This is a genomic window from Streptomyces rubrogriseus (assembly GCF_027947575.1).
GTDB classification, from domain to species: Bacteria; Actinomycetota; Actinomycetes; order Streptomycetales; family Streptomycetaceae; genus Streptomyces; species Streptomyces rubrogriseus.
The window spans coordinates 1496398-1510574 of record NZ_CP116256.1; the positions used below are offsets into that span (position 1 = coordinate 1496398).

The following is a 14177-nucleotide window of genomic DNA, read 5'->3' on the forward strand; positions in this document are numbered from 1 at the left end:
GATTTCGTCGAGGAGAGGCATCATGACAGACGGGTTCGCGATCATCGGCATGGCCGCCCGGCTGCCTGGGGCGCACGGACCTGCCGAGTTCTGGCGGCTGCTGCGCTCGGGCACCGACGCGGTGACCGAACCGCCTCCGGACCGGTCGGCGATCGCGCGCCGCGGTGCGTTCCTCGACGACATCACCGGATTCGACGCGGGCTTCTTCGGCGTCTTCCCGCAAGAGGCCGCCGCCATGGACCCGCATCAGCGGCTCATGCTGGAGCTGGGCTGGGAAGCGCTGGAAAACGCCCGGCTCGGTCCGGACCGGCTGTCCGGCACCCAGACCGGCGTCTTCGTGGCCACGCCGGGGGAGACGGCACCGGTGTCCACGCCCGACCGGTACACCTTCGCCGGACGGCAGCGCGCCATGGTGGCCAACCGGCTGTCCCACGCGCTGGGGCTGCGGGGCCCCAGCCTCACCGTGGACACCGGGCAGTCCTCGTCGCTGGTCGCCGTCCACCTGGCCGTACAGGCGCTGCGCACCGGCGAGTGCGATCTGGCCGTGGCGGGCGGGGCCAGCCTGATGGTGGCCCCGGACGACGGAAGCGGCCTGGCCGAGATGGGGGTGCTGTCCCCCGACGGCAGGTGCCACGTGTTCGACAGCCGTGCCAACGGCTTCGTGCGCGGGGAGGGCGGCGGCCTCGTCGTCGTCAAACGCCTCGCGGACGCGCTCGCCGACGGCGACCGGATCGCCGCGGTCGTCGTCGGCAGCGCGGTCAACAACGACGGGCACACGGACGGGCTGACGACCCCCAGTGCCCCGGCGCAACAGGCCCTCCTGGAGCGGGCGTACGACCGTGCCGGGGTCGATCCCGGCACGGTGCAGTACGTCGAACTGCACGGCACCGGCACGGCCGTGGGAGACCCGCTGGAGGCGGCCGGACTCGGTGCCGTACTGGGCACCGCCGCCAACCGCACCGCCCCGCTGCTGGTCGGGTCCGTCAAGACGAACATCGGCCACCTGGAGGCCGCGGCCGGGATCGCCGGCCTGCTCAAGACGGTGCTGAGCGTGCAGCACCGAGAGGTGCCCGCCAGCCTGCACTTCGCGACGCCCAACCCGGACATCCCGCTCGAGGAGTGGAACCTCCGGGTGAACACCCGGTCCCGGCCGTGGCCGGACGGCCCCGCCCTGGCCGGCGTCAGTTCCTTCGGCCTGGGCGGCACCAACTGCCACCTGGTGCTCGCCGAGGCACCACCGCGACCCGAGCCCGCGCCGCCCGTGCGGCCCGCCCCGCCCGTGGTGCCCTGGGTGCTGTCGGCGAAGAGCCGGGACGCCCTGCGCGGCCAGGCCCGGCGGCTGCTCGGCCCGGACGTCGCCGCCGACCCGGTGGACGTCGGGTTCTCGCTGGCGACGACCCGCACGCTGTTTCCGGTGCGCGCGGTCGTGTTCGGCCGGGACCGGAGCGAACTGGAGTCCGGACTCGAAGAGCTGATCCGCGGTGACGGACCGGCCGTGGTCGGCTCCGCCGCGCAGCCGTTGACGGCGATGGCGCACGCGTTCGTGTCCGGCGGCGAGGCGGACTGGTCCGCCGTGTTCACCGGCCTCGGCGCGCGACCGGTGGACCTGCCGACCTACGCGTTCGAACGGTCGGCCGCCGAGGCTGTCCGACCGGCCGAGGCGGCCGAGGCCGCGTCGCACGACGGCCTCGGCGCGCTCGTCCGGGCCGAGATCGCCGCACAGATGGGGCTCGCCGACGCCGACGCCGTGCCGCGCGAACGCACCTTCCAGGACCTCGGCTTCAGCTCTCTGGCCGCGGTCGAACTCGCCGAGCGGCTGTCGGCGGCGACCGGCACGCGCCTCGACGCGACCGTGGTCTTCGACCATCCGACCCCGGCCGCGCTGGCCACCCACCTCGCCCGCGGCACCGGTGACCACGCTCCCGACGACGACCCGGGCCACGGCCCCGACGACGCCCCCGGCCGCGATGCGCACGACCGGGCCGTACCCCACCCCGACGACGATCCGGTCGTGATCGTGGGCATGGGCTGTCGTTATCCCGGCGGTGTCGCTTCGCCCGCCGAGTTGTGGGAGGTCGCGGAAGCCGGGCGTGATGTGATCTCTCCTTTCCCCACCGACCGGGGGTGGGACCTGGAGGCGCTGTACGACCCCGATCCGGACCGTCCGGGGACGACGTACGTGCGTGAGGGCGGGTTCCTCACCGGTGCGGGGGACTTCGATGCCGGGTTCTTCGGGATAGGCCCCAGTGAGGCGCTCGCGATGGATCCCCAGCAGCGGCTGGTGCTCGAGGTGGCCTGGGAGGCCCTGGAGGACGCGGGTGTGGACCCGCACTCCCTGGCCGGCAGCAGCACCGGGGTCTTCGTCGGCATGTACGGCTGGGACTCGAGCGAGTCCGTCGAGGGCTACCGCATCACCGGTGGCCTGTCGAGTGTCGCCTCGGGTCGGGTGGCGTATGCGCTGGGGTTGGAGGGGCCGGCGGTGAGTGTGGACACGGCGTGTTCGTCGTCGTTGGTGGCGGTGCATCTGGCGTGTCGTTCTTTGCGGTCGGGGGAGACGGATCTGGTGCTGGCGGGGGGTGCGACGGTGATGGCGACGCCGCGTGTCTTCGTCGAGCTCGCGCGGCAGCGGGGGTTGTCGCCGGACGGGCGGTGCAAGTCGTTTGCGGCGGGGGCGGATGGTACGGCGTGGGGTGAGGGTGTGGGGGTGGTGGTGTTGGAGCGGTTGTCGGATGCGCGGCGGCGTGGGCATGAGGTGTTGGCGGTGGTGCGGGGGAGTGCGGTGAATCAGGACGGTGCGTCGAATGGGTTGACGGCGCCCAGTGGTGTGGCGCAGCAGCGGGTGATTCGGGCTGCGTTGGCGGACGGGGGGTTGTCGGTGGGGGATGTGGATGTGGTGGAGGCGCATGGTACGGGGACGGTGTTGGGGGATCCGATCGAGGCGCAGGCGGTGTTGGCGACGTATGGGCGGGGGCGGGGTGCGCGGCGGCCGGTGTGGTTGGGGTCGTTGAAGTCGAATATCGGGCATACGCAGGCGGCGGCGGGTGTGGCGGGGTTGATCAAGATGGTGGGGGCGATGCGGCGTGGGGTGGTGCCGGCGACGTTGCATGTGGATGCGCCCAGTGAGCATGTGGCGTGGGAGTCGGGTGGGGTGCGGTTGGTGACGCGGGCGTGTCGGTGGCCGGAGACGGGGCGGGTGCGTCGGGCGGGGGTGTCGTCGTTCGGGATATCGGGGACCAACGCACACGTCGTCCTCGAACAGGCACCCGCACCGACGCCCGCACCCGAGGGCGAACATCCCTGGCCCGTGGTGCCGTGGGTGCTCTCGGCGAAGACCGGGGAGGCCCTGCGCCGGCAGGCACAGCGGCTGCTCGCGCACGCCGAGGAGCCGGACGCGGCCCGCCTGGGTCTGTCCCTGGCCACCACCCGCTCGCGGTTCGAGCATCGCGCGGTCGTGCTCGGTTCGGACACGGCGGGTCTGCGGGCCGGGCTGTCGGCGGTGGCCGCCGGCCTGCCCGCCGCGAACGTGACGTACGGCCGGGCCGAGGAGACGCCAGGGAAGACCGCGTTCCTCTTCCCCGGGCAGGGCGTGCAGTGGCGCGGCATGGCCGCCGGGCTGCTGGACACCGCCCCCGTGTTCGCCGCGCGGATGGCCGATTGCGCACGGCTCATCGACCCCCAGGTCGACTGGTCCCTGCTCGACGTGGTCCGGGGAACCGACGACGACGCGTGGACGGAGCGCGTCGACGTCGTACAGCCCGCGCTGTTCGCCGTGCTGGTGTCGCTCGCCGCACTGTGGCGCTCGCTCGGGGTGCGGCCGGACGCCGTAGTGGGCACGTCGCAGGGCGAGATCGCGGCCGCCTGCGTAGCCGGTGCGCTCTCGCTGGAGGACGCGTGCCGGCTCGTCGTGGTCCGGTCGCGGCTGATGGCCGAGCGGCTCCCCGGCGCGATCCTCTCCGTCGACGCCCCCGAACCCGTGGTGGCCCGGCGGCTGCGCCCGGGACAGACGGTGGCCGGCGTCAGCGGCCCGAACGGCACGACGGTGGCCGGTCCGGCGGACACCGTGGCCGACCTGTGCGCCGAACTTCGCGCGAGCGGGATCCGGGCCCGTGTCGTGGCGCCGTGCGCCTCGCACTCACCGCTCGTCGAGCCACTGGCGGACCGGTTCGCCGAACTGGCCTCCTTCGTCCGTCCGTCACCGGCCGCCACCCCCCTCTACTCGACGGTCACCGGTGCCGTCGTCGCCGGAGAGGACCTGACACCCGAGTACTGGTACCAGAACTGCCGGCAGCCGGTGTCCTTCCAGCGGTCCGTGGAGGCCCTGCTGGCCGACGGTTTCACCCACTTCGTGGAGTGCGCTCCGCACCCGGCGCTGGGCATCCACGTCGAGCAGACCGCCGAGTCGGCCGGCCGGACGGTCACCGTGACCGGCTCGCTGCGCCGCGGCGAGGGCGGACCGGCCCGCCTGTTGGCCAGTGCCGCGCAGCGGTACGTGCGCGGCGGCGAGGTGGTGTGGGACCCGGTGTTCGGCGGAGCCCGGCGACTGCCCCTGCCCACCTACGCGTTCGACCACAAGCGGTACTGGCTGATGCCGGAGCCGCGCACGGACGTGACCGGCCTGGGCCTGACCCCGGCGGAGCATCCGCTGGTCGGCGCCGTGACCGAACTGCCGGACACCTCCACGTCGGTGCTGACCGGGCGGCTCTCGCTCGACACGCACGGCTGGCTGGCCGATCACACCGCCGCCGGCGCGGTGCTGCTGCCGGCCACGGCCTTCGTCGAACTGGCGCTGCGCGCGGGCGCGGGGGCCGGACGCGGGGTACTGAGCGACCTGGTGATCCAGACGCCGCTCGTCCTGCCGGAACGGGGCGGCGCGGACCTGCGCGTGGTCGTGGACGGCGACGCGGTGGCGATCCACTCCCGCACCGACGAGGCATGGGTGACGCACGCGCGCGGCGAACTGGCCGCGGCCGCCGAACCGGCCGAACCGGGCCTGGAGGAGTGGCCACCGCCGGGGGCGAGCGCCGTCGACCTGGACGACGCCTACCGGCGGCTGGCCGAGCGCGGCTACGGATACGGACCGGCCTTCCGCGGTCTGCGCGCGGTGTGGCGTCGCGACGACGAGGTGTTCGCCGAGGTCGCGCTGCCCGCCGAGGCCGACCCGGGCGGGTTCGGCCTGCATCCCGCGCTCCTCGACGCCGCGTTGCACGCCGCTCTGCTCACCGTCACCGACCACGGCCTGGCGCTGCCGTTCTCCTGGACCGACGTCCGGCTGTCCGCGACCGGCGCCACCGCGCTGCGGGTCGTGATCAAGCGGCGCGGACCGGAGGACATCTCCCTCGCGGCGTACGACGAGTCCGGCCGGAACGTGTGCACCGTCGGGTCGGTGGTGCTGCGGCACCTGACGCGGGAACAGCGGACCGCGGTCCTGGGAGGGGGACGGTCCGCCGCCCACCGCCTGCTGGAACCGGTGTGGCGGCCGCTGGACCCGCCGGCCGCGGTGCCGGTGTCCGTCGTGGACCTGGACGACCTGGACCGCCTGGACCGGACGGCGCCCGTCCCGGACGTCGCGGTGCTTCACGCCACCCGCGGCCCGGACGCCGCGCCGGACCGGGTCGCCGGGACACATGCCGCCGCCCACCGGGTGCTCGACGCGCTCCAGCACTGGCTGGCGGACGAACGGACGGCGGACAGCACCCTGTTGGTGGCCACCCGCGGCGCGGCGGGGCCCGCCCTCGACGGCGGTACCGACCCGGCCGCGGCCGCGGTGTGGGGCCTGGTGCGCGCGGCGCAGGCCGAGGCACCCGGCCGATTCGTCCTGGTCGACTCCGACGGGGACCTCGACGCGGCCACCGCCCTGGCGACCGGCGAACCCCAGGTGGCGATCAGGGCCGGTGTGCCGCACGCGGCCCGGCTGGTACCGGTGCCGGCCGGCCCTTCCTCCGCCCAGGGGCTCGATCCCGGCGGGCCGGTACTGATCACCGGCGGCACCGGTGGACTCGGCTCGGCACTGGCCCGCCACCTCGTCACCCGGCACGGCGTGCGGCGGCTGGTCCTCGCCTCACGGCGCGGGCCGGACGCCCCCGGGGCCGAGGACCTGGTCGCCGAGCTGACCGAACTCGGCGCCTCGGCACGGGTGGTGCGCTGCGACGTCACCGACCGCGCCGCACTCACCTCCCTGGTGACGCCCGACCTCTCCATGGTCGTCCACACCGCGGGCGTGCTCGACGACGGCGTACTCGACTCGCTGACCGCGGACCGAATGGACACGGTGCTGGCCCCGAAGGCCGACGCCGCCTGGTACCTGCACGAGGCCACCGCGCACACCGGTGCCGCGCTCGTGCTGTTCTCCTCGGTGCTCGGCGTCTGCGGCGGCATGGGACAGGCCAACTACGCGGCCGCCAACGCCTTCCTCGACGCGCTGGCCGCCCACCGGCACGAGCGCGGGCTGCCCACCCTGTCCATCGGCTGGGGGCTGTGGGACCGCGCCACGGGCATGGCCGGCCAGTTGCGCGACGCGGACGTCGTCCGGCTCAGGCGGCGCGGCCTGGTGGAACTGCCGGTCGACTCGGGACTGGAGCTGTTCGACGCGGCCCTCGCCCAGCACCGGCCGCACGTCGTCGCCATGCCGGTCGACCGCGTGGCACTCCAGGTCTCCGCCGACCTCGGTGAGCTGCCCGCGGTGCTGCGCGACCTGGCACCGCACCGGCCCGCGGCGCCGTCCACCGTGCGTTCCGCGCCCACCGACCTGCTGGAGCTGACGCGGACCGAGACCGCGGTCGTGCTCGGCACGAGCGGCGAGCAGGTCGACCCCGACCGCAAGTTCCGGGACCTCGGCTTCGACTCCCTGCTCGCCGTCGAACTGCGCAACCGGCTCAAGACGGCCACCGGCATGGCGCTGCCCGCCGCCGTGGTCTTCGACTACCCGACCCCCGCCGCCCTCGCCGGGCACCTGCGCGACCGGGCCGCTGGCGGCACCGTACGGGCGGCGGACGAGCGGCCGGTGGCCGTGGTGGACGACACCGATCCGGTCGTCGTGGTGGGCATGGGCTGCCGGTACCCCGGCGGCATCGACTCGCCCGCCGGCCTGTGGGAGGCCGTGGCCGGCGCCCGGGAGGTGATCGGCGACTTCCCGGCCGACCGCGGCTGGCAGGTGGAGGGACTGTCCGTGCGGCGGGGCGGGTTCCTCGCCGGCGCGGGCGACTTCGACGCCGCCTTCTTCGGTATCAACCCGCACGAGGCGGCCGCCATGGATCCGCAGCAGCGTCTGCTGCTCGAAGTGTCCTGGGAGGCGCTGGAGCACGCCGGTATCGTCCCGGACACACTGGCCGGCAGCCGGACCGGGGTGTTCGCCGGAGTCATGTCCCAGGAGTACGGCGCGGGGGCCGACGAGGCGGCCGCCGGGGTGGAGGGCTACCGGCTGACCGGAAGCCAGGGCAGCGTCGCCTCCGGCCGGGTCGCCTACGCGCTCGGTCTGGAAGGGCCCGCCCTCACCGTGGACACGGCCTGTTCCTCGTCGCTGGTCGCGCTGCACCTGGCCGCGCGGTCGCTGCGGTCCGGCGAGTGCGACCTGGCGCTGGCCGCGGCCGCCACGGTGATCGCCACGCCGCGGGTGTTCGCGGAGTTCGCCAAGCAGGGCGGGCTGGCCTCCGACGGGCGCTGCAAGCCGTTCGGCGCCACGGCCGACGGGACGGGCTGGAGCGAGGGCGCGGGCGTGCTGGTCCTGGAGCGACTGTCCCGGGCCCGGGAACACGGGCACCGGGTCCTCGCGGTGGTGCGCGGCAGCGCGGTCAACCAGGACGGCGCCTCGAACGGGCTCACGGCGCCGAACGGCCCCGCCCAGCAGCGAGTGATCCGCGCCGCCCTCGCCGAGGCCGGCCTGTCCACCGGCGACGTCGACGTGCTGGAGGCCCACGGCACCGGCACGGTGCTGGGCGACCCCATCGAGGCGGAGGCCGTCCTGGCGACCTACGGCCAGGGACGGCCCGCCGAGCGGCCCCTGCTGCTCGGGTCGGTCAAGTCGAACATCGGGCACACCCAGGCCGCCGCCGGCATGGCCGGCGTGATCAAGATGATCGGCGCCCTCGACCGGGGCACGGTCCCCCCGTCCCTGCACGCAGACCCGCCGACGTCCGCGGTGGACTGGACGGGCGGGGCCGTGGCGCTGGCGACCGAGTCGGTCGACTGGCCGCCGACCGGCCGGCTCCGCCGGGCCGCGGTGTCGGCCTTCGGCATCTCCGGAACCAACGCCCACGTGATCCTCGAACAGGCACCCGTGCGGCCGGAGCCGGAGCCGGAGTTGGAGCCGGAACCGGAGTCGGTCGCCGGGGCAGAGGACCGGGCGGAGCTGGCGTGGGTGCTGTCCGCGCGCACCCGGCCCGCCTTGCGCGGCCAGGCCGCCCGGCTGCTCACCCACCTGCGGTCGAACGAGGACCTCGCCCCGGCGGCCGTCGCCACGGCTCTGGTGGCGACCCGGTCCCGGTTCCCGTACCGGGCGGTGGTCACCGGAACGGACCGCGCCGAACTGCTCGACCGACTGGCCGAGACGGCCCGGGCCGAACCGGCCGAGCCCGCGCCCGGGCCCCTCGTGTTCCTCTTCCCGGGCCACGGCAGTCAGTACGCGAGCATGGGCGCGGGCCTGTACAACCGGTTCCGCACGTACGCCGACGCGCTGGACGAGGTGCTCGCCGCGCTCGACGCCAACCTGGAACGGCCGCTGGCCGACCTGCTGTTCGCCGAGAAGGGCTCACCGGGGGCGGCCCTCCTCCAGGACCGGACCGAGTTCACCCAGCCCGCGCTGTTCGCCGTCGAGGTCGCGCTCTTCCGACTCGTCGAGTCCCTCGGACTGCGGCCGGACCACCTGCTCGGCCACTCTTTCGGCGAACTGGCCGCGGCACACGTGGCCGGGGTCCTGTCGCTGCCCGACGCCGCCCGCCTGATCACCGCTCGGGGCCGTGTCATGAGCGCCCTGCCGCCGGGCAGCATGGCGCAGATCACGGCGGGTGCCGACGAGATCGAACCCACGCTGGAGCCCGGTGTCTCGATCGCCGCCCTGAACGCGCCGGGCGTCACGGTCGTCTCCGGCACGCCGGACGCGGTGGAACGGGTCGTCGCGCACTGGCGCGACCGCGGCAGGCGGTCGGCCCGGCTGCCCAACCGGCACGCCTTCCACTCGGCAGGTCTCGACGGACTGCTCGGCGAGTTCGCCGCGGTGGCCGAGGAGGTCACCTGCCACCCGCCGACCATCCCCATCGTGTCCGGACTCACCGGGGAACCGGCCGCCGGCGAGGACCTGCGTTCGGCCGACTACTGGCTGCGGCACGCCCGGCAGCCCGTGCGTTTCCTGCCCGGCCTGCGCACGCTGGAGCAGCTCGGCGCGAAGACCTTCGTCGAGATCGGGCCGGGACGCGCGTTGACCACCCTGGTGAAACGGAGCCTGCCCGACGCCGCCGCGTCGGCGCCGCTGCGCGGGCCGCGGCCACAGGAAACGGCGGGGCTGCTGCGCACGCTCGGCGAACTGTTCGTGCGGGGGCTGCCGGTGGACTGGCAGGCGGTGTCCGGTGCGTCACCCGGACCCTTTGCGCAGCTTCCCACGTACGCCTTCGACCGGCGGCGCTACTGGCTGTCCCCGAAACCGCCGGCCCGCACGGAGGGACTCGGCTTCGTCGAGGCGGATCACCCCCTGCTGAGCGCCCGGATGGAGCTGCCCGACAACGGCACGGTGATCCTGACCGGCTCGGTGTCCCGCGACGCGCCCCGCTGGCTGGCCGACCACACGGTGGCCGGGTCGGTCCTGGCACCCGGCACACTCTTCGCCGAACTGGCGCTGCGCGCCGCCGCCGAGACGGGCGCGGACACCGTACGGGAACTGGTGATCCAGACCCCGCTCGTGCTGCCCGACCGGGGCTCACTGACCATGCAGGCCCTCGCCCGGCCGACCGGTGAGGTCGTGGTGTCGGCCCGCGCCGACGAACCGAAGGCACCGTGGGTGGTGCACGCCAGGGGGACGGTGGCCACGACCGGCCGGGAGGCTCCGCCGGAGACCGGCACCTGGCCGCCCGCCGACGCGGTGCCGATCGACCCGGGCGACGCCTACGACCGGCTGGCCGGCCGCAGGCTCGACTACGGCCCGGCCTTCCGCGGACTGCGCGCGGTGTGGCGCCACGGCGACGAGGTGCTCGCCGAGGTCGCGCTGCCCGCCGACGCCGGAACGGCCCCGACCGGCTACGGCCTGCACCCCGCCCTGCTGGACAGCGCGCTGCAGGCGTGGCTGATCGGCACCGGACGCGAGGCCGCGGACGTCCCGTTCGCCTGGGAGGATGTCGTCCTGCACCGGGCCGGCGCGGACCGCCTGCGGGTCCGGCTGACCCCAGTGGGCCCCGACGGCCTGTCCGTCGCGGTGTACGACGTGACCGGCCGGCCGGTGCTGACCGCCGAGTCGGTCCGGCTGCGACCGATGTCCACGCCGGCCGGGCGGCTGCGGGAACTGGCCTGGATTCCGCTGGACCCCGGGCCGGCCGCCCCCGCCGAGGCCCCCGACGACGTGGTGGTGCTGGACGGGTTCCCGCCCGGTGCCGACGTCGTGTCCCGTGTGCACGCGGCGACGCGGACGGTGCTGGACGCCCTGACCGAACCGTCCCGGCGACGGTTGGTGATCGTCACGCACGGCGCGGTGGGGCTGCCGGGCGAGGACGTGCCGGACCTGGCCGGTGCCGCGGTGTGGGGCCTGGTGCGGTCCGCGCAGGCGGAACAGCCCGGCAGGTTCGTCCTGGTGGACACCGACGGCGAACCGGACCTGCCCGCGATCCTGGCGACACGGCAGCCGCACCTGGTCATCCGGTCGGGCGTGCCGCACGCGCCTCGGCTGACGCCGCTGTCGGAACCCCCCACGGGCGAGGCCCCGTTCGGACCGGCGAGCACCGTACTTGTCACCGGTGGCACCGGCGGCCTCGGTGCACTGTTCGCCCGGCACCTGATCACGGCCCACGGCGTCCGGCGGCTGGTGCTGGCCGGCCGGCGCGGACCGGACGCTCCGGGGGCCACCGGGCTGCGGGCGGAGCTGACCGCGCTGGGCGCCGACGTCGAGATCGTGGCCTGCGACCTCGCCGACCCCGCGGCGGTGGCCGCGCTGGTGACGCGGGCACCGACCGCGGTGGTGCACGCGGCAGGCGTCCTGGACGACGGAGTGCTGGCGTCGCTGACGCCCTCCCGGCTGTCCGCCGTACTCCGGGCCAAGGCGGACGCGGCGTGGAACCTGCACGAGGCGACGCGTCACCTGGACCTGAGCGCGTTCGTGCTGTTCTCCTCGGTGGCGGGCACGCTCGGTTCGGCCGGACAGGCCAACTACGCCGCGGCCAACGCGTTCCTGGACGGGCTGGCCGCCCATCGCCGGGCCAACGGGCTGCCCGGTGTGTCCATCGCCTGGGGGCTGTGGGCCGGACGGCGCGGCATGACCGAACACCTGCGGGAGGCGGATCTGGCGCGGCTCGGCGACCGCGGGCTGGCCACGATCACCGAGTCCGACGGTCTGGCCATGTTCGACGCCGCCCTGACCGCGCCGCGCGCACAGGTGACCGCGGCAACGCTGCGGGCGCCCGACCGCCCGGACGGACGCGACGACGCGCTGCGGCTGCGGCACGAACTGGCCGGCCTGGGCCACGACGAGCAGCGGCGGCGGGTGCTGGACCTGCTGAGCCGCCGGCTGGCGGCAGTGCTCGGCCACGGCGACGGGCGGCCGCTCGACACCGACCTCACCTTCCGCGACCTGGGCGTCGACTCGCTCATGGCGATCGAACTGCGCGACGCCCTGGCCCCGCTGACCGAGGTGCCGTTGCCGGCCACGGCGATCTTCGACCACCCGACTCCCGCAGCGCTCACCGACCACATCCACCGCAACCTCGTCGCGCCGGAACCTGACCCGCGGCCGAACCGGAAGGAGCCGATCGACACCATGGACACGGAAGAACTGATCGCGGCCGCGCTGGGCGAGGAAGGCCCGCGATGACCGACCGGACCGCGACGACACGGCCCGCCCCGGACCCTTGGTACCGGGCCCCGGCCACCGTGCTCTGGGAATCCCTCGTGTGGCTGGGCTGCTCATGGCTGCCGGTCCCCGTCGTGATCGACGAGCACGGTCCCCACGGCTTCGCGGAGGAGGACCCGCGATGACCGAGGACACCGAGGCCAGGCTGGTCAGGGCACTGCGCGAATCCCTGAAGGAGAACGAGCGGCTGCGCCGCGAGGGTCGCGGCGACGATCCGGTCGTGATCGTGGGCATGGGCTGTCGTTATCCCGGCGGTGTCGCTTCGCCCGCCGAGTTGTGGGAGGTCGCGGAGGCCGGGCGTGATGTGATCTCTCCCTTCCCCACCGACCGGGGGTGGGACCTGGAGGCGCTGTACGACCCCGATCCGGACCGTCCGGGGACGACGTACGTGCGTGAGGGCGGGTTCCTCACCGGTGTGGGGGACTTCGATGCCGGGTTCTTCGGGATAGGCCCCAGTGAGGCGCTCGCGATGGATCCCCAGCAGCGGCTGGTGCTCGAGGTGGCCTGGGAGGCCCTGGAGGACGCGGGTGTGGACCCGCACTCCCTGGCCGGCAGCAGCACCGGGGTCTTCGTGGGGCACATGGCGCAGGAGTACGGGCACGACCTGGAGGAGGCCGGAGCGGAGGGCTATCGGCTGACCGGCACCGCGGGCAGCCTGGTCTCCGGTCGGGTGGCGTATGCGCTGGGGTTGGAGGGGCCGGCGGTGAGTGTGGACACGGCGTGTTCGTCGTCGTTGGTGGCGGTGCATCTGGCGTGTCGTTCTTTGCGGTCGGGGGAGACGGATCTGGTGCTGGCGGGGGGTGCGACGGTGATGGCGACGCCGCGTGTCTTCGCCGACTTCGCGCGGCAGCGGGGGTTGTCGCCGGACGGGCGGTGCAAGTCGTTTGCGGCGGGGGCGGATGGTACGGCGTGGGGTGAGGGTGTGGGGGTGGTGGTGTTGGAGCGGTTGTCGGATGCGCGGCGGCGTGGGCATGAGGTGTTGGCGGTGGTGCGGGGGAGTGCGGTGAATCAGGACGGTGCGTCGAATGGGTTGACGGCGCCCAGTGGTGTGGCGCAGCAGCGGGTGATTCGGGCTGCGTTGGCGGACGGGGGGTTGTCGGTGGGGGATGTGGATGTGGTGGAGGCGCATGGTACGGGGACGGTGTTGGGGGATCCGATCGAGGCGCAGGCGGTGTTGGCGACGTATGGGCGGGGGCGGGGTGCGCGGCGGCCGGTGTGGTTGGGGTCGTTGAAGTCGAACATCGGGCATACGCAGGCGGCGGCGGGTGTGGCGGGGTTGATCAAGATGGTGGGGGCGATGCGGCGTGGGGTGGTGCCGGCGACGTTGCATGTGGATGCGCCCAGTGAGCATGTGGCGTGGGAGTCGGGTGGGGTGCGGTTGGTGACGCGGGCGTGTCGGTGGCCGGAGACGGGGCGGGTGCGTCGGGCGGGGGTGTCGTCGTTCGGGATCTCCGGGACCAACGCACACGTCGTCCTCGAACAGGCACCGTCGGTCCCCGACCCGGCGCGACGCGCACTGCCCGCCGTGCCGTGGATCCTGTCGGCGAAGACCCCGGAGGCCCTGTCCGCGCAGGTGTCCCGGCTGCTCGCGTTCCTGGAGAAGGCGGACGCCGACCCCGCGGACGTCGGGTACACCCTGCTGTCCCGTGCGCGGTTCGCCCACCGGATCGTCGTGCTCGGCGCGGACCGGGACGAACTGCTGGGCGGGCTGCGCGCCCTCGCCGACGCACCCGAGCCGGGCACCGTGGTCGGACGGACCGAACTGCGCGAGCGGGCCGACCGGTTCGTGGCCGGCGGCGAGGTGGACTGGGCCGACGTGTTCGCCGGAACCGGAGCGCGGCGCGTGCTCCTGCCCACGTACCCCTTCGCCCGTCGGCACTTCTGGGCCGCACCCGCACCCGCACCCGCCCCCTCCGGTCCCGTGGGCCCCACGGCGGGTGCCACCAGGAAGGCGGAGCTGCCCGACCTCGTCGCCGCGGTCCGTACCGCGGTGGGTGACGTGCTCGGTGAGCATGATGCCACCGGTCTCGACGACGACATCGTCGCCCTGGGGCTGGACTCGCTGGCCGCCGTGGAACTGCGCGGTCGGCTGCAGGCGCTGACCGACCTGCCGATCGGCCTGACCGACATCCTCGAC

2 protein-coding genes and 1 pseudogene are annotated in these 14177 nt (G+C 74.5%); all 3 read left to right on the plus strand.

Going from position 1 to position 14177, the window contains the following annotated elements:
* Positions 1 to 22: 22 nt before the first annotated feature.
* Positions 23 to 12001: a type I polyketide synthase gene (locus Sru02f_RS06535; RefSeq protein ID WP_109033061.1), complete on the plus strand. Its 11979-nt coding sequence runs from the start codon at positions 23 to 25 to the stop codon at positions 11999 to 12001.
* Entirely contained in the window at positions 11998 to 12165 is a 168-nt protein-coding gene (locus Sru02f_RS06540; protein WP_159107554.1) for a hypothetical protein, read from the plus strand. Before Sru02f_RS06535 ends, Sru02f_RS06540 begins: the two co-directional genes overlap by 4 nt.
* Positions 12162 to 14150, plus strand: a pseudogene (locus tag Sru02f_RS06545) (beta-ketoacyl synthase N-terminal-like domain-containing protein); the annotation flags it as partial. The gene Sru02f_RS06540 and the pseudogene Sru02f_RS06545, both read left to right, overlap by 4 nt.
* Between the last annotated feature and the right edge of the window lie 27 nt (positions 14151 to 14177).